The sequence below is a fragment of the Bradyrhizobium amphicarpaeae genome, assembly GCF_002266435.3.
Taxonomy (GTDB): domain Bacteria; phylum Pseudomonadota; class Alphaproteobacteria; order Rhizobiales; family Xanthobacteraceae; genus Bradyrhizobium; species Bradyrhizobium amphicarpaeae.
Genome location: NZ_CP029426.2, coordinates 3923517 through 3940176, shown reverse-complemented (window position 1 = coordinate 3940176; position 16660 = coordinate 3923517). Strand labels below are relative to the sequence as shown.

General features: G+C 65.2%; 15 protein-coding genes. 3 read left to right on the top strand and 12 right to left on the bottom strand.

All coding sequences use genetic code 11. The features are described from left to right. Positions 1–4: 4 nt before the first annotated feature. From CIT40_RS18310 to CIT40_RS18285, 6 genes are all read right to left on the bottom strand, one after another. Complete coding sequence (locus CIT40_RS18310; protein ID WP_162307555.1) at positions 5–433, bottom strand: hypothetical protein; 429 nt, start codon at positions 431–433, stop codon at positions 5–7. A 427-nt stretch (positions 434–860) separates the two neighbouring features. Then, positions 861–1562 (bottom strand): transcriptional repressor LexA, encoded by a 702-nt coding sequence (gene lexA, locus CIT40_RS18305; RefSeq protein WP_094890533.1) that lies wholly within the window; start codon positions 1560–1562, stop codon positions 861–863. Between the two features lie 176 nt (positions 1563–1738). After that, a complete protein-coding gene (locus CIT40_RS18300) occupies positions 1739–2950 on the bottom strand; it encodes a molybdopterin molybdotransferase MoeA (RefSeq protein WP_094890489.1) in 1212 nt (403 codons plus the stop codon). Positions 2951–3140: 190 nt separating this feature from the next. Next, a complete protein-coding gene (locus CIT40_RS18295) occupies positions 3141–3344 on the bottom strand; it encodes a hypothetical protein (protein WP_094890488.1) in 204 nt (67 codons plus the stop codon). Positions 3345–3513: 169 nt separating this feature from the next. After that, on the bottom strand, positions 3514–4143 hold the full coding sequence (locus CIT40_RS18290) for an HAD family hydrolase (protein ID WP_162307554.1): 630 nt from the start codon (positions 4141–4143) through the stop codon (positions 3514–3516). A gap of 8 nt (positions 4144–4151) precedes the next feature. Then, entirely contained in the window at positions 4152–5285 is a 1134-nt protein-coding gene (locus CIT40_RS18285) for an alpha-hydroxy acid oxidase (protein ID WP_094890487.1), read from the bottom strand. A 358-nt stretch (positions 5286–5643) separates the two neighbouring features. Between CIT40_RS18285 and CIT40_RS18280 the strand changes: the two genes are divergently transcribed. Then, positions 5644–6981, top strand: a complete 1338-nt coding sequence (locus CIT40_RS18280; protein WP_094890486.1) for a S41 family peptidase — start codon at positions 5644–5646, stop codon at positions 6979–6981. Between the two features lie 73 nt (positions 6982–7054). Here the strand turns inward: CIT40_RS18280 and CIT40_RS18275 are convergent, their stop codons facing one another. Continuing rightward, positions 7055–7903: an SDR family oxidoreductase gene (locus CIT40_RS18275; RefSeq protein ID WP_244611802.1), complete on the bottom strand. Its 849-nt coding sequence runs from the start codon at positions 7901–7903 to the stop codon at positions 7055–7057. 215 nt (positions 7904–8118) lie between these two features. Beyond that, positions 8119–10839 (bottom strand): bifunctional diguanylate cyclase/phosphodiesterase, encoded by a 2721-nt coding sequence (locus CIT40_RS18270; RefSeq protein ID WP_094890484.1) that lies wholly within the window; start codon positions 10837–10839, stop codon positions 8119–8121. A 309-nt stretch (positions 10840–11148) separates the two neighbouring features. Between CIT40_RS18270 and CIT40_RS18265 the strand changes: the two genes are divergently transcribed. Continuing rightward, entirely contained in the window at positions 11149–11313 is a 165-nt protein-coding gene (locus CIT40_RS18265; protein WP_094890483.1) for a Flp family type IVb pilin, read from the top strand. Between the two features lie 5 nt (positions 11314–11318). Here the strand turns inward: CIT40_RS18265 and moaC are convergent, their stop codons facing one another. From moaC to CIT40_RS18245, 4 genes are read right to left on the bottom strand one after another with little or no spacing between them, the layout of a single operon-like run. After that, positions 11319–11834 (bottom strand): cyclic pyranopterin monophosphate synthase MoaC, encoded by a 516-nt coding sequence (gene moaC, locus CIT40_RS18260; protein WP_094890531.1) that lies wholly within the window; start codon positions 11832–11834, stop codon positions 11319–11321. Positions 11835–11880: 46 nt separating this feature from the next. Beyond that, positions 11881–12702: an indole-3-glycerol phosphate synthase TrpC gene (gene trpC / locus CIT40_RS18255; protein ID WP_094890482.1), complete on the bottom strand. Its 822-nt coding sequence runs from the start codon at positions 12700–12702 to the stop codon at positions 11881–11883. Between the two features lie 7 nt (positions 12703–12709). Further along, the gene (trpD, locus tag CIT40_RS18250) at positions 12710–13723 is read right to left on the bottom strand and encodes an anthranilate phosphoribosyltransferase (RefSeq protein ID WP_094890481.1); all 1014 of its coding nucleotides are present in this window, start codon (positions 13721–13723) and stop codon (positions 12710–12712) included. A gap of 14 nt (positions 13724–13737) precedes the next feature. Continuing rightward, on the bottom strand, positions 13738–15639 hold the full coding sequence (locus tag CIT40_RS18245) for a SurA N-terminal domain-containing protein (protein WP_094890480.1): 1902 nt from the start codon (positions 15637–15639) through the stop codon (positions 13738–13740). A 222-nt stretch (positions 15640–15861) separates the two neighbouring features. Between CIT40_RS18245 and tpiA the strand changes: the two genes are divergently transcribed. Then, on the top strand, positions 15862–16620 hold the full coding sequence (tpiA, locus tag CIT40_RS18240; protein WP_094890479.1) for a triose-phosphate isomerase: 759 nt from the start codon (positions 15862–15864) through the stop codon (positions 16618–16620). Positions 16621–16660: the final 40 nt, after the last annotated feature.

Genomic DNA, 16660 nt, shown 5'->3' with positions numbered 1-16660 from the left:
CTCGTCAGCCGATCGGCAGTCGCGGAGCCGTCGGGCGACTGTCGGCGATGATCTCACGCTTGCGCTCGCTGACCGGCTGGGTCACCGGCAGCTGCAGGACGGTTGCGCGCTGGCCTTCGACGAGCTGCGTCACCAGCACGGATTTGCCGTCCGGGAATTCGATCGCGTCGTGATGGCGATCGGGAATGTGCGGATCGATCTTGCCGAACTTGCCGACGCGGGAGTTGACGGTACGCGTCCAGATCCAGCGGTTGTCGTAACGGACGTTGTCGGCGAAGGCGAGTTCCGTTCCCGGCAACAGGCAGACCGCGACGGAGAGATCGGCTTCGGAGGCAAAGCCGCGCGTCGAGGTGCCGCGGAACGTTGTCGTGACGATCGTCTCGCCGACTTCTGCGGGGCGCGTCGCGACGGCATGCAGGCTGTAGTCACACATCGGGTGCTCCTCAATGCAGAGATAGCGACCCGCACCTCTTTTGGAGGCGCAGGCCCCTGTCAGAGTGGAAGCGCGTGACGGTCTGCCTGGTTGTAGGCAAATCTGCGGCTCGGATCGGCGAGCCGAGATCACATTATCTTTCCCGAATCCAATAGGAACAAAGTTCGCTCACCTACATTCGGCAGGCGCGTGTCGGTGCCCGCAGGCCCAGAATGCAGATTGACCGCGTCGTGGGGAAAGAGGAGCAATGCTTGTTGCGCACCCGGCCGACGATGCCGCTGCGGAGAAGGGGCCGGATAGTCTGTGCAATACCAGAAAGACTATCCAGCCGGCGCGGACCATCGTCCGCTCCAATCTCTGATCGGCGATGCCGACCGCAGCCGCGCGCGCGAGGCGCACAAGACTTCTTGATCGAGACCGTCCGGACTCAGTACTTGCGGTACAGCCCGATCAGCTTGCCCTGAATCTTCACGCGGTTCGGCGGCAGGATGCGCACCTCATACGCGGCATTGGCAGGCTCCAGCGCGATCGACGCGCCACGGCGGCGGAATCGCTTGAGCGTGGCTTCCTCGTCGTCGATCAACGCCACGACGATGTCGCCGGTATCGGCGCTCTCGTTGCGCTGGATCAGCGCCATGTCGCCGTCGAGGATGCCGGCCTCGACCATGGAATCGCCGCGCACTTCGAGCGCGTAATGCTCGCCGGAGCCGAGCATGTCGGGCGGCACGCTGATGGTGTGGCTGCGGGTCTGCAACGCCTCGATCGGGGTGCCGGCCGCAATGCGGCCCATCACGGGCACGGCAACGGGCCGCTCGCCCTCGTCTGCGGACGGGCTGGAGCTCGCGCGGATCTTGCCGAGATTGCCCTCGATGACGCTTGGCGTGAAGCCGCGTCGGCTGCCGGCGGCGGCCTGGAGCTCCGGCAACTTGATCACTTCGATGGCCCGGGCGCGGTTGGGCAGGCGGCGGATGAAGCCGCGCTCCTCGAGTGCGGTGATCAGGCGGTGGATGCCCGATTTCGAGCGCAGGTCGAGCGCATCCTTCATCTCGTCGAAGGACGGCGGCACGCCGCTTTCCTTCAAGCGTTCGCTGATGAACCGCAGAAGCTCGTATTGTTTGCGCGTTAACATCTCGACCAAAGTCCCCCGGTTGATGTCGTTCGATTCCGAGACGATGAATTCAGCGATAAGCCGCTACATCCTCGAAACAAATCATGAACGGACACTATATGTTCGATACATGTTCCGCAACTGCTTAATTTTGCGTGAACAGAACGAGACACGCGGAATGCGTGTGGCCGCGCAGGTCAGACGGGGAGCCGCAGCACCTCGCAGGGGCTGCCGGCCTCGGCCTTCGGCGCAAACGGTGCGCGCACGAGAAGTACCTGTGCTGCAGCAAGATTCGCAAGCAGAGAGGAGTCTTGATGGCTGACGGGAAGAGCGACGAGCGTGCCGTCGTCGCGCAGCTCCAGGCGCGCGCGCAGATAGTCCTCGCGCTGGTCGTTGGCACCGAGATCGCGACCCAGCACGGCGCGCTCGCGATGATGATGAATCACCGAACGGCCCGACAGCGCCCGAATCAGCGGCACCATGAACAGAAAGGCGCACACGTAAGACGACACGGGATTGCCGGGCAGGCCGATCACGCCCATCGCCCCCAACCGTCCGTGCATCATCGGCTTGCCGGGCCGCATCGCGATCTTCCAGAACGCCATCGCGATGCCTTCGTCCCGCAGGGCCTGCTGGACCAGGTCGTGGTCACCGACCGATGCGCCTCCGGTCGTGATCAGGATGTCGGCGCCGCTTTCGCGCGCGCGGCGGATGCCGGCGGTGGTGGCCTCCAGCGTATCGGCGGCAACACCGAGGTCGATGGTCTCGGCACCCTCGCTGCGGGCGAGCGCGTGGAGGGCATAGCCGTTGGAATAGACGATCTGGCCGTGCCCGGGTGTGGCGCCCGGCATCACCAGTTCGTCGCCGGTGGCGAGGATCGCGACCTTCGGGCGTCGGCAGGCGGCGAGATACGGGTGATTCATGCCGGCCGCGAGGGCGAGATCGCGCTCAGTCAGACGGGTCCCCTTGCGCAAGAGGACGTCACCCTCGCGGAAATCCACGCCAGCGGGGCGGATGTGCCGACCCACGATCGCAGCTTCCTTGATCGTGACGCTCTTGCCGTCCGCAATGGTGTCCTCCTGGATCACGACCGCGTCCGCGCCCTCCGGAACGACACCGCCAGTGAAGATCCGCACGGCTTCGCCTGCGCCGACCCGTCCTGTGAACGGACGGCCGGCCGCGACCTCACCGATGACAGTCAACCTGGAATCGATCGCTGCGGCGTCGGCCGCGCGGACGGCGTAGCCGTCCATCGCCGACATGGCCTGCGGCGGCTGCGTGCGCCGCGCGGCGACGTCACGCGCGAGCACCCGGTGGTAGGCTTCGTCGAGCGAAACCATCTGTTCAGGCAGCGGCTCAACGCCCGCCAGCACCGCGGCCAGGGCGTCGGAAACCGGCATCAAGGCCACGGCGAAACTCCTGCTCGGCGCGTTCGGACGAAATGTTCCGACAGTGTTCTAACCGAGCGCGGAGGCGGAGGCAAAATTGCAGACGAGGGCGACCATGCTGCCGCTTTCAGCCCGTATCGAAGACAGACTCAGGCCTGGCGTCGCATCATCCAGACGACGGGACTGGTCGGCAGGAGGGGCCATGCATCGGTCAACGCCCGCTCGGCGCATCCGGGTTGACGAATGCGACATCGGGAGCCCTCGGGCCTTGATCCTTGTCCGGCAGCGGGTCGGCCTGAGATTTCAGGTCGGCGGCCTTGCTGATCAGCTTGGCGGAAAGGTCAGAATCCGAGGTGGTTCTGGCGAATTCAAGCAGGAGAGAGGCCTGCCTGGTGAGATAGGTTTTGCCCAGCACGTCGATACGTCCGTCGTAGAATTCCCAACGGAATGATGAGTCCGAGAGGTGGTATTACGTTCCCGGAACTCTGTGTAAAAATGCACAAAGCGATCCGGTTCCCCCATCTCTTGCATATTTTTCCCTGCAAGCGGGACTGCAACAAGTCTGATGCGATGGCGGGCTGGCTTCAGATGCCCAACGCCTTCAAGGCGTTTCCAACGTCGCGTGGCGACGTCACATGCACCGCCGTCAGTCCGCGTGCCCGCGCACCTTCGACATTCTCGGCGAGGTCGTCGAAGAACACGATGCGCTCCGCAGGCACGCCGATCGCGGTGACGACGTGGTCGAAGGCTTCCGCGTCCGGTTTGCGCAGTCCGATGCTGGACGACAGATACAGCGCGCGGAAATGGCCGAGCAGTTCGCCATATTCCCTGGAGAAATAGTCGACATGCGGCCGGTTGGTGTTGGAGAAGGCGTAGAGCGGCATCTGCTTCGCCGCGCGCGGCAGCAGCTCGGCGATGTCGGGCATCTCGCCGGCGAAGATCGCGTTCCAGCCTTCCAGGAATTGCGCGTCCGAAATGCCGATTCCGAGCGAAGCACGCAGCGAGGCGAAATAATCCTCGTCGCTGATCCTGCCGACCTCGTGCAGCCGATAGGCCTCGTCACGCACATAGCGCGCGACGATGGCCTCGGGCTGGCAGCCGGCATGTCCCGCCCAGCAGGCGATCGCCTTGGAGAAGTCGATGTCGAGCACCACGCGCCCGAGATCGAACAGCAGCGCATCGGCGCTGCCGGGAGAGAGCGCTGTCACCTGCATCCTTTCACTCAGTAACGGTACGGATCGTGGTCGAACAGCGGGAATGCGCTGAACACGCTCGGCGCGTTGGTGGCAGTCGCCGGATGCAGGCAGGATTTGTCGACCTCTGCGAATGACGTGGCGCCCAAAAGGCCGAGGCAGCGCAGCACCTCGTCCTCCAGCAACTCCAGCATCCGCGCGACGCCGGCTTCGCCCGCCGCCGCCAGCGCCCAGCATTGCAGCCGTCCGATGCCGACGAGGTCCGCACCGGCCGCGATCGCCTTGACGATGTCGGTGCCGCGACAGATCCCGCCGTCGACCATGATCTTGGCGCGGCCCTTCACGGCCTCGACGATCTCCGGCAGCACATGCATGGCGCCGCGGCCGTGGTCGAGCTGGCGGCCGCCATGGTTGGAGACGTAGATCCACTCGACACCGTGATCGACCGCGATCTGGGCGTCCTCGGCGGTGGCGATGCCCTTGAGGATCAGCGGGATCTTGAACTTGTCCTTGATCATCTTCACGGTCCGCCACTCCAGGCCCTTCTGGAAATCGCCGCCGGTGGCGCGCAGGCGGCTCTCGCGAACATAGCGCTTGGCGATGTCACGTTCACGACGGCTGTAATGGGCGGTGTCCACGGTCAGGCAGAAGCCGGCATAGCCGTTCTTCTCGGTGCGGCTGACCACATCGGCGACAAAGGCGTCGTCGCCGCGGACATAGAGCTGATAGAGCCGGAGCGCATCGGGGGCGGCTTCGGCGGTCTTCTCCAGGCCGGGCTCGGACACCGAGCTCAGCATGTGCGCCGCGCCGAAGGTGCCGCAGGCGCGCGCCACGCTGGCTGCGCCATCGGGATCGAAGATCTCCAGCGCGCCGACGGGCGCGATCACCACCGGCAGGCGCATCTTCCGGCCGAACCGCTGGACCGAGCCGTCGACCTTGCGGACGTCGCGCAGCACCCGCGGGCGGAAGGCGATCTCATCCAGCGCCATGCGGTTGCGGCGCATGGTGGTTTCGGTCTCGGCAGCGCCGACGATGTAGTCCCAGGCGTTCTGGTTGAGGTTGGCCCGGGCTTTCCGGACGAATTCGTGCAGGTTCTGGAACGGCTCGCTGCTTGCGCCGAGTTCGACGTTCCGTTCCGGCTGGATCCGGGGTGCTTCGTTCATTGTTGTCCTCCCGAGAATTTGAAGCTTTATGTCATCGCCTAACCCGTCCAGCCCTGCAAAACTATCCTAAAATCGCATAGCTGCGAGGCGGGGGCCGGTCGACCGATTCCCCTTACGGGTGGACCAGTCCAGCAACGTTGCCAAAAGTTTAGGTCCGGACGAAGCATTTTCTGCGGTGTACCCGCCGGCGTGGCATCCCGGCCTTGAAGAAACCAGAATGGTATTGTGAGAAGCAAACTGGATCGCCACTTGCAAGGGGTCCCAAATTTCCTCCCAAGTCCCGTTCCAAGTCTCGTTCCAAGTCTCGAGAGACAAGCGCTAGCGAACCCGCCGAGCAAACAAGAAGGCCAGTCGATCCATGCGGAAATCCCTGCTGTTCCCCCTGGGCGCGCTCTCTGGAGCGTGTCTGACCCTTCTGGTAGCCAGCCCACACGGCGGTGTATGGGCGGCGCGGGCGGCAGCGAGCGCGGATGACGCCTATTCCCAGCTCAACCTGTTCGGCACGGTTTTCGAGCGCGTCAAGGCCAGCTATGTCGAGAAGCCGGACAATGCCAAGCTGATCGAAGGCGCGATCACGGGTATGGTGACCTCGCTCGACCCGCACTCGCGCTACATGAACGCGAAGGCCTGGACCGAGATGCAGGAGACCACCTCCGGCGAGTTCGGCGGCCTCGGCATCGAGGTCACCATGGAGGACGGCCTCGTCAAGGTCGTCTCGCCGATCGACGATACGCCTGCCTCAAAGGCCGGCCTGATGTCCGGCGACCTCATCAGCAAGATCGACGGCGAGGCCGTGCAGGGCCTGACGCTCGAGCAGGCCGTCAACAAGATGAAGGGTCCGGTCGACACCAAGACCAAGCTCACCATCGTGCGCAAGGGCGCGGACGCCCCGCTCGACGTTGCGATCACGCGCGAGATCATCCATGTGCGCCCGGTGCGCTTCCACGTCGAGAACGGCGACATCGGCTATATCCGCGTCACCTCGTTCAACGAGCAGACCACCGACGGCCTGAAGAAGGCGATCGCCGCGATCTCCAAGCAGGTCCCGCAGGAGAAGCTCTCCGGCTACGTGATGGACCTGCGCAACAATCCGGGCGGTCTGCTCGACCAGGCCGTGTCGGTGTCGAGCGCCTTCCTCCAGCGCGGCGAGGTCGTCTCGACCCGCGGCCGCAATCCGGAAGAGACGCAGCGCTTCACCGCGCATGGCGGCGACCTGACCAGGGGCAAGCCGCTGGTGGTTCTGGTCAATGGCGGCTCGGCTTCGGCTTCCGAGATCGTGGCCGGCGCATTGCACGATCACAAGCGTGCGACCATCATCGGCACGCGCTCGTTCGGCAAGGGCTCGGTGCAGACCATCATTCCGCTCGGCGCCGGCAATGGCGCGCTGGCGCTGACCACGGCGCGCTACTACACGCCGTCGGGCCGCTCGATCCAGGCCCAGGGCATCGCCCCCGACATCGAGATTCTGCAGGACGTGCCGCCGGAGCTGAAGGGCCGGATGGACACCATGGCGGAGTCACAGATGCGCGGGCATCTCTCGGCCGGCGAGGGCGGCGAGCAGACCGGATCGCAGTCCTACGTTCCGCCGAAGGAAGAGGACGACAAGGCCCTGCACGCGGCTTTCGACTTCCTGCACGGCGTGACCGCCAATGCCGTCGCCGCGAAGCCCGCCTCGAAGGCCACAGTACCGAACTAAGCCTTCGCGACGTTCAGATAATCGCCCGGGAGTGGGTTGCCGCTCCCGGGCGATTACGTTCGGGCGCGTCGCCTCAAACTGGGTTCATCGCCGCGAATGTCGCCTCGTAGCGGCCGTCGCGCTCGGCCCAGCGCCGGGCGCGGTCACGCTCCACCAGTACCTCACCGTTGGGGTGAGCCCCCAGCTCCAGCAATTGCATGACCTCCGCAACGTAAGCCGCCAGCGGCATGGCGCGGGAGTCGCTGGCCTGCTGCGCGCCGGTCAGCTCGGTCTGGACGTAGGGCGGCGCGAGCTCCAGTACCGCGACGGGCCGCTTGCGAAGCTGGTGCCGCAGAGACTGCAGCCAGGAATGCAGGAACGCCTTGCTGGCGCAGTAGGTTGGAAAGTCGGCCCGCGGCACGAAGGCGAGGTTCGAGCTGGTCGCGATGATCGTGGCGTCCGGTTGTCGCTTCAAGATCGGCAACAGCGCTGCCGTCGTGCGCAGCACGCCCAGAATGTTTGTCCTGACGATCGCTTCCGCATCTGAGGCATCCCACACGTCTGAGGTCATGTCTTCAGACCGCGAAATGCCGGCGTTGGCGATCAGCACGTTGAGCTCGGGAAACTCGTCCCGGAGCCGGCCCGACAAACGTTGCAGGCTCGCGGGATCGTCAATGTCGAGCGGCAGGCCGATCAGGCCGGGCCGTTCGGCCACGATCTGGTCGAGCAGCGCCTGCCGTCGCCCTGTTACGATGACGCGATTGTCGCGGCTGTGGAAAGCCGCGGCCAATGCGCGGCCGATTCCGCTGGTGCCGCCGGTGACGAGGATCGTGTTGCCAGTCATCTTCATGGTGGTGCCTTTCGATTGAGAAAGGCCACGGCAATCCTGCGATTCCCTTTGACGAGCGATCCGGCAAGACAACCGCCAGCGCGGCGCACGCAAGCTTCGTTGTCTTGAACGGGTGAACATCCGCTGAGAGGAGGAGTGATGGCATATGACCGTGGCGTCTCGTGAATCGAGAACTCCCTGCTGGGATCCTCTCGACAAAGGACGCGTTGGATGACGGTAACGCCTACGGCCGCGCCATTTCGGCAGCTGCAAGATAAGGAATAGGTTGGCCGGCCGCGGTCGTCAAGCCTGACGGGCGAACCGAGATCCTAACCCACCTCGCGGCGACGGCCCGCATGACCGTCCCGCTGGGCGAGCCGGCTGCGATGCAGCGCGAACAGCTCCAAAACCTTGTCGGCGGGCTTCGCGGCGCTGAACAGATAACCCTGCATCTCCGAACAGCCGAGCGCGCGGAGCAGGCGCTGCTGCTCCTCGGTCTCGACGCCCTCGGCCGTGGTGGTCATGCGGCGCGCGGCCGCGAGATTGACGACGGCCTGGACGATGCTGGCGGAGCCGTCGGGCCCGGCGATGTCGCTCACGAAGCAGCGGTCGATCTTGATCTTGTCGAACGGGAAGCGGTGCAGATAGCTCAGTGACGAGTAGCCGGTGCCGAAATCGTCGAGCGCGATGCGCACGCCGATGGCGCGGAGCTGATGCAGGATCGCGAGCGCGGCATCGTCGTCGCGGATCAGCACCGCCTCGGTGATCTCGAGCTCGAGCCGGCTCGCCGGCAGGTTGGAAGCGGCGAGCGCCGCCATGATCTTCAAGGCCAGCGTGCCGCTCTTGAACTGAACCGGCGAGACGTTGACAGCGAGGCGGATGTCGTCGGGCCAGGCGGCCGCATCGCGGCAGGCGGTTGCCAGCACCCATTCGCCGATCTCGTTGATCAGGCCGGTATCCTCGGCGATCGGGATGAATTCCGCGGGCGAGACCATGCCACGCTCGGGATGGCGCCAGCGCACCAGCGCCTCGCAGCCGGTGATGCGATCGTCCTTCAGGCTGAGGCAGGGCTGGTAATAGACCTCGAGATTTCCTTGGGCGATGGCATGGCGCAGGTCGTTCTCAAGCTGCCGGCGCTCGCGCACCTTGGCATCCATCTCCGGCTCGAAGAAGCGGTAGGTCCGACGTCCTGCCGCCTTGGCGGCGTACATCGCCATGTCCGCGTTCTTGAGGATCTGGTCGAGCACCGTGCCGTGTTCGGGCGCGAGCGCAATACCGACGCTGGCATCGGTGGTGAGATGATGGCCCATGCAGTCGAACGGGGTGCGGATGGCCGCGAAGACCCGCGCGACGAGGTCGTCGACCTGGTCGCGCGACGTTACTGCGCTCTGGACAATGGCGAATTCGTCGCCGCCGAGCCGCGCCACGAAATCCGCCGGGCCGGCACAGCGGCGTAGGCTCGCGGCAACCGATTTCAACAGCTCGTCGCCGACGAGATGGCCGAGCGCGTCGTTGACGCCCTTGAACTCGTCGATGTCGATGTAATGCACTGCGATCTCTTCGCCGTTGCCGACGGCGGCCAGCTCTCCGCGCAGATGCTCGTGGAACATGGCGCGGTTGGGCAGGTCGGTCAGCGCGTCGTAATGGGCGAGGTGGGTGATGCGCTCCTCGATGCGGCGGCGCTCGGTGATGTCCTCATGGGTCGCGACCCAGCCGCCGTCGGCAAGCGGCTCGTTCAGGATGTGGATCGAGCGGCCGTCTGCGGTGTCGACCACCATGGAATTGCGGACATGAATGTCCTTCAGGACCAGCGCGACGTAAGCGTCGACGTCGCCCCCGAACGAGCCGGTCGCCTTGCGATGGGCGATGATGGCGTGGAAACTGGAGCCTGGTTTCACGACCTCAGCCGACAATCCGTACATTTCGATGTAGCGCTGGTTGCAGACCACCAGCCGCTGCCCGGCGTCGAACAGCAAGAGGCCCTGCGTCATGTTGTTGACGGCGCGGTCGAGCCGCTGCTTCTCCAGCGTCAGCCGTTCGCGCGAGGCGCGGTGCTGCTCGAGCAACTTGCGCACGACCGCGATCAGCACGCCCGCGATGGCGAGCGCGGAGGCGCCGGCGACCGAGATCAGCATGCCGATCTGCTCGCGCCAGTCGGTCAGGGCGGCCGCGCGCGTCGTGGTGGCCATCATCAGGATCGGGAAATGGGGCAGTGCAAGCGAGGAGATCAGCCGATCTTCTCCGTCGACGGGGCTCACGAAGCGCCCGGCGAAGTGATCGAGGCCGAAAACCCTCTGCTGCTCGAACGAACCAGTCTTGAAGTTGCGTCCCATCAATTCGCTGGAATAGGGATAACGGGCGAGCAGCGTACCGTCCCGATGCAGCATCGAGATCGTCGCGCCTTCGCCCAGCGCGACGGTGGCGAAGAACTTCTCGAAATTGGCGGGCTCGATGCCGCGTCCGACGACACCGAGGAATTCGCCGTTGGGCCCGACGATCCTCCGGGCCACCAGGATGGTCCAGGCACGGGAGATGCGACTGTGCAACGGCTCGATCAGGACATCGGGCGAATTGGGATCGTACTTGAAGGTACGAAAATAGGCACGATCGGCAACGTTCACCTTCGGAACCGGCCATTTCGACGACGAGTTGATCAGATTGCCTTCGGCATCGACGATGTTGACGTCGCCGATGTAGGGCAGAGCCTCGATCTTCGAGCGCAATATCCGGTGGACGTCCGGGCCAGAGAAGCGCTTGCGAAAGTCCTCCACGGCCGCGATTCCGGTGGTGCGGACCTGATCGACGAAATCCTTCTGGATGACCGCGAAATCCTGCAATTGCTGATCGAAATGGTGGGCGAGCAGCAGCACGGTGTTTTCCAGCTCGCGGCTGGAGTTGCGCAGCGCCCGCTCGCGAAAATTCTGCGCCATCAGGACCGAGCCTATGGCGATGGCCGCGATCAGCAGGGCGCCGCCCACCACCAGCCAGCGGATTGGTCCGCTGCGCACGAAGGCGTGGTCAAAGAGGCGGTTGCCGAATCTCGTCATCATGCTGGATCATTGCCGTCACACGTCTGGATCAATTCTTGGTCCCGCAAACATCCGTTGGTTTACGGGAACGGTGTGGAGGCAAAGTTAGGAAGCGCGGTTAATGCCGGGTGAACGGTCGCGCGCAAATGCAATCGAGATGCGGCGATACAGCGGGCAGGAATTGCCCGAGCATTCGAGGGTGCCGGTCAATTCCTGCCGGCCGCGCCAAAATCAACCAAGGACTAACCATCTAACGTGTTGGCGATCCTCACATCGGCATTGGCACGTGATTTGCGAGATGCCTGCTGACAACACAGAGAGGACGCGACGATGAAGAACACCCTGATGAACTTCCTTGCCGACGAGAGTGGGGCAACCGCGATCGAGTACGGCCTGATCGCGGCCGGCATCGCGCTGGCCATCATCACCGTCGTGAACGGCATGGGCACCAAGCTCAACGCCAAGTTCACCTCGATCAGCACGTCGCTGAAGTAACGCGATCAAGCGCGATAGTGGCCGGACTTGCCGCCGAGCTTCTCGACCAGATGGATGCCCTCGATGCGAACGCCGCGCTCGACCGCCTTGATCATGTCGTAGATGGTGAGGCAGGCGACCGACACGGCGGTGAGGGCCTCCATCTCGACGCCGGTCGGTCCCGTCACTTTCACGCTGGCGCGAACGAGGCAGCCCGGCAATGTCACGTCGGGCTCGATGTCGAGCGTCACCTTCGACAGCGCGAGCGGATGACAGAGCGGGATCAGCTCCGAGGTGCGCTTGGCGGCCATGATACCGGCGATGCGGGCGGTGCCGAGCACGTCGCCCTTCTTGGCGTTGCCGGAGACGATCAGATCGAGCGTCGCCCTGGTCATGACGACGCGGCCTTCCGCGACCGCAAGCCGCTCGGTCGCGGGTTTGTCCGAGACGTCGACCATCCGCGCCTCGCCGGAGGCGCCGATATGGGTGAGGGCCGGGGCGGTCTTCTTGGACGGCTTGCGCGCCAAATTCTTGCGCGCCATATCCTTGCGCGCCAAATTCTTGCGCGCCATGTCTTTGCGCGCCATGTCAGCGCGTGCCCGTCGCGCGCGCCTTCGTCTCGCGCGCGAGCAGCGTGCGCGTCGCCGCGGTGACGTCGGCCTGTCGCATCAGGCTCTCGCCGACCAGGAAGGTCGACATGCCGACGCGCTCGAGCCGGGCGAGATCGGCAGGCGTGAAGATGCCGCTCTCGCCGACCATCAGCCGTTGCTTGGGGATCAGCGGCGCCAGCATTTCGCTGGTCGCGAGCGTGGTCTCGAAAGTACGAAGATTGCGGTTGTTGACGCCGATCATCGGCGAGCGGAGCTTCAGCGCGCGGTCGAGCTCGGCGCGGTCGTGGATCTCGATCAGCACGTCCATGCCGTAGGCGATTGCGGCGTCTTCGAGGTCCTTGGCGGTGGCATCATCGAGCGCCGCCATGATGATCAGGATGCAGTCGGCGCCGTGCGCACGCGCCTCCGCCACCTGGTAGGTGTCGAACATGAAGTCCTTGCGCAGCACCGGCAGTGACGTCGCCGTGCGCGCCGCCACCATGAAGTCCAGATGACCCTGGAACGAGGGCGTGTCGGTCAACACCGACAGGCAGGCCGCGCCGCCGGCTTCATAGGCCCTGGCGAGCTGGGGAGGATCGAAATCCGCGCGGATCAGTCCCTTCGAGGGCGAGGCTTTCTTCACCTCCGCGATCAGCGCGTAGTCGCCATTGGCGTGTTTGGCCTTGATCGCGCGCACGAAGCCGCGCGGCGCGGCCTGCGCCTTGGCCTTCGCCTCGACGGCCGACAGCGGCTGCGCGCGCTTGGCGGCGGCGATCTCTTCGCGCTTGTAGGCTTCGATCTTGGTCAGGATGTCGGACATGCGCAATTCAGCTGTTGGAGATCGCGATCAGGTGCTTCAGCTTCGCGTTGGCCGCGCCGCTGTCGATCGAACGGGCGCCGATCGCGACGCCCTCCTTGAGGTCCTTGGCGCGGCCGGCCACGACCAGCGCGGCTGCGGCGTTCATCAGCGCGACGTCGCGGTAGGCGCTCGGCTTGCCGTCGAGCACGCTCTGCAAGGCGATCGCATTGGCGTCGGCGTCACCGCCCTTGAGCGCGCCGGCCTCGCAACGCGGCAGGCCGGCGTCCTCCGGCGTCACCTCGAAGTTCCGGATCTCGCCATCGTGGAGTGCGGAGACGAAGGTCGGGCCGGTGAGGGTGATCTCGTCGAGGCCGTCGGAGCCGTGCACCACCCAGGCGGATTCGGAGCCGAGGTTCTTCAGCACCTGCGCCAGCGGCTGGACCCATTGCCGCGAGAATACACCGACCATCTGCCGCTTCACGCCGGCCGGGTTGGACAGGGGCCCGAGCAGATTGAAGATCGTGCGTGTGGCGAGTTCGACCCGGGTCGGGCCGACGTTCTTCATGGCCGGGTGGTGGGCGGGGGCGAACATGAACCCGATGCCGCATTCGCGCACGCAGCGGCTGACCTGCTCGGGCCTGAGGTCGATCTTCACCCCGAGCGAGGCAAGCACGTCGGCGGCGCCCGAGCGCGACGACAGCGCGCGGTTGCCGTGCTTGGCCACCGGCACGCCGGCGCCCGAGACGATGAAGGAGGCGCAGGTCGAGACGTTGACCGAACCGGAGCCGTCGCCGCCGGTGCCGACGATGTCGACGGCGTCGGCTGGTGCCGTCACGCCCAGCATCTTGGAACGCATTGCCGAGACGGCCCCGGTGATCTCGTCCACGGTTTCGCCGCGCACCCGCAGCGCCATCAACAGGCCGCCCATCTGCGAGGGCGTGGCTTCGCCCGACATCATGGCGTCGAAGGCGGAAGCCGCTTCGTCACGCGACAGGCTGGCGCCGGTCGCCACTTTTCCAATGATCGATTTCAGGTCGTCCATCGCGTGCTTTCAACTTACTGCTGGTTCGCGCCGGTCACCTGCGCGAAGGCGGCCTGATTAATGGTGGTCCCGATGTCGGTTTCAAGCTTGTTGACGTAGGAGGCGACCTGCTCCTCGGTCTGGGCACGGTCGAGGCTTTCCTTCAGCTTCTTGACTGCCTCGGAGGCGGCGTCGACCGCGGGATCGACGATGTCGGTGACGCGGAACACGATCACTTCGGCACCGCCGGTCACGGGCGTCTGCCCGACGCCGTCCTTGGCGGTGCGGAAGGCGGCCGCGACGACCGCTGCGGGCACGCTGGCGGGCGTGTCATCGCGCTTGAAGCCGGTCGCGGTCTCGACCTTGGCGCCGATCGTTGCGGCTTCATCCGCGAGCTTGCCGCCGGCTTCGAGCTTCTGCACTATCTCGGTCGCCTTGACCTTCAGCTTGGCGGAGATCTGGTCCTGGCGCCAGCGCGCCTCGACCTGGTCGCGAACCTCGTCCAGATTGCGGTCGCGCGAAGGCGTGATGGCGAGCACGTCGTACCAGACATAGCCGCCCTTGTAGGAGATCGAGTCGTTGTCGACGCCGACATCGGTGTTGAAGGCCTGCGACACCACGTCGAGGCCCTGCGGAATGTTGGCGACCGGCTGGCCGTTCGGGGCGCGGCCGGAGCGGTCGACAGCGTCGATGGTCACGGCGGTGAGGCCGAGCTTCTGCGCCGCGTCGATCACGCTGGCGCCGCCGCCGCGCTCGTCTTCCATCTTGTCGCGGAGATCGGCGACCTTGACGCGCGCGCGTTCGGTGGCGATCTCGCGCTTGATGTCGCCGACGGCGCTGGCAAAGTCCGCCTCCTTGCCGGGCTCGATCTTGTCGACCTTGACGATGGACGTGCCGAGCGCGCCCTGGATCGGCTGGCTGATCTCGCCGGCGGGAAGCGCGAAGGCGGCTTCGCCGACCGCAGCATCGAGCGAAGATTTGGTGACGAGGCCAAGGTCGACATCGGAGGCGCTCAGCCCGCGTTCCTTGCCGAGGTCCTCGAACGACATGCCGCCGACGAGACGCTCCCGTGCGGTTTGCGCTTCGGCAGCGTTGGGGAAGACGATCTGCTGGATCTGGCGCTTCTCCGGCGTGCCGAGCCGGTCCTTGCGCTGCTCGAACACCTTCTTGGCGTCTTCGTCCGACACGTCGCTCCACTTGCCGATCTCTTCCGGCGAGACCACGACGAAGGAAATCTTGCGGTATTCGGGCGCGCGGAACTGGACCTTGTGGTCCTCGAAATAGGCCGCGAGTGCCTCGGGCGAGGGCGCGTCGATCTGGCCGGCCTGGGCGGTATCGAGCCTGACGAAATCAATGGCGCGCTGCTCGTTCTGGAAGCGCGTCAGCACGTCGATCATGGCTTTCGACGGCTCGAGGCCTGCCCCGATCGTGCCGGTGATCTGCCGACGCAGCGACACCTTGCGCTGCTCGGCGACGTAGCGCTGCTCGGTGTAGCCGAAATTGCGGATCACGGCCTGAAAGCGGTTCGCATCGAAATTGCCGCCGACGCCCTTGAAGTTGGGGTCGTTCATGATGACCTGGCGGATCTGGTCGTCGGACTGGCCGAGCCCGAGCCGGCGCGCCTCTTCGTCGAGGGCGGCTTCGGCGATGGTCTGCTGCAGCACCTGGCGGTCGAGGCCAAAGGCACGCGCCTGGTCGGGCGTCAGCGGGCGCCCGAACTGGCGGCTGATCTGCTGCAGGCGGTCCGTGTATATCTGGCGGAACTCGTTCAGCGAGATCTCGGTGCTGCCGACCTTGGCGACCGTGGACTGCCCGAAGCCCTTGAAGATGTCGGCGATGCCCCAAACGCCGAAGCTGATGATCAACACGCCCATCACGATGGCCATAATGGTCTTGCCGAGCCAGTTTGATGAGGCCTTGCGCATTCCTCGAAGCATTTGGTCCAACTTGTTTGAGCAGGAGGGGAACGGGACCGCGTCTTAATGCAGATTCAGCAAAAGCGCGTCACCAAATTGATCAATCATCATAAAGTGGCGGCTTTCCCCCCGCAACCTCGGGTCACGCGGCCGTTCGAAGCTGCGGTTAAAGGCCCCTGGCTCTGGAACTGCCGCGGCAGCTCTGCTAGCGCATGCACAAACCTCATTTTGCTGGACATTGACATGACCGACGCCATCCGCCCGCTGATCGCCGGCAATTGGAAAATGAACGGCCTGAAGGCCCAGGCTGCCGAGTTCGACGCCATGCTCAACGGCGCGGCAGATGTGGCCGCAAAAGCCGATCTGCTGGTCTGTCCGCCGGCGACCTTGATTGCCGCCTTCGCCGACAAGGCGCGCGGCAAGAAGGTCGCGGTGGGGGCCCAGGATTGCCATCCCAAAGCCTCCGGCGCGCATACCGGCGATATCTCGGCCGAAATGCTGGTGGACGCGGGGGCGAGGGCTGTCATCGTCGGCCATTCCGAACGCCGCGCCGACCATGGCGAGGGCGATGCCCTGGTCCGGCAGAAGGCCGAGGCCGCCTGGCGCGCCGGCGCGACGGCGATCGTCTGCATCGGCGAGACCCAAGCCCAGCGCGATGCCGGCCAGACCCTGGACATCCTCCGCGGGCAGCTCGCCGGCTCCCTGCCTGAGAGCTCGACGGCCGCGAATCTTGTCGTGGCCTATGAGCCGGTCTGGGCGATCGGGACCGGCCTGACCCCCACGGCCCAGGATGTCGAGCAGATTCATGGAGTTATCCGGGAACTCCTGACCTCCCGGTTCAAGGCCGATGGTGCCAGGATGCGCATCCTCTACGGCGGCTCGGTCAAGCCCTCGAATGCGGCCGAACTGATGGCGGTCAAGAACGTCAATGGTGCGCTGGTCGGCGGCGCCAGTCTGAAGGCGGCGGATTTCCTTGCGATTGCCAAGGGCTGTCCTAATTAAAGGGCTGTCCTAACTAAGGGTTGCCCCTAGCTAACCTCAC

Bases quoted from the DNA above. Each gene is read 5' to 3' on its own strand.
- CIT40_RS18310 (WP_162307555.1), bottom strand. From the start codon at position 433: ATGTGTGACTACAGCCTGCATGCCGTCGCGACGCGCCCCGCAGAAGTC.
- lexA (WP_094890533.1), bottom strand. From the start codon at position 1,562: ATGTTAACGCGCAAACAATACGAGCTTCTGCGGTTCATCAGCGAACGC.
- CIT40_RS18290 (WP_162307554.1), bottom strand. From the start codon at position 4,143: ATGCAGGTGACAGCGCTCTCTCCCGGCAGCGCCGATGCGCTGCTGTTC.
- CIT40_RS18285 (WP_094890487.1), bottom strand. From the start codon at position 5,285: ATGAACGAAGCACCCCGGATCCAGCCGGAACGGAACGTCGAACTCGGC.
- CIT40_RS18280 (WP_094890486.1), top strand. From the start codon at position 5,644: ATGCGGAAATCCCTGCTGTTCCCCCTGGGCGCGCTCTCTGGAGCGTGT.
- CIT40_RS18270 (WP_094890484.1), bottom strand. From the start codon at position 10,839: ATGATGACGAGATTCGGCAACCGCCTCTTTGACCACGCCTTCGTGCGC.
- CIT40_RS18265 (WP_094890483.1), top strand. From the start codon at position 11,149: ATGAAGAACACCCTGATGAACTTCCTTGCCGACGAGAGTGGGGCAACC.
- moaC (WP_094890531.1), bottom strand. From the start codon at position 11,834: ATGGCGCGCAAGAATTTGGCGCGCAAGCCGTCCAAGAAGACCGCCCCG.
- trpC (WP_094890482.1), bottom strand. From the start codon at position 12,702: ATGTCCGACATCCTGACCAAGATCGAAGCCTACAAGCGCGAAGAGATC.
- trpD (WP_094890481.1), bottom strand. From the start codon at position 13,723: ATGGACGACCTGAAATCGATCATTGGAAAAGTGGCGACCGGCGCCAGC.
- CIT40_RS18245 (WP_094890480.1), bottom strand. From the start codon at position 15,639: ATGCTTCGAGGAATGCGCAAGGCCTCATCAAACTGGCTCGGCAAGACC.
- tpiA (WP_094890479.1), top strand. From the start codon at position 15,862: ATGACCGACGCCATCCGCCCGCTGATCGCCGGCAATTGGAAAATGAAC.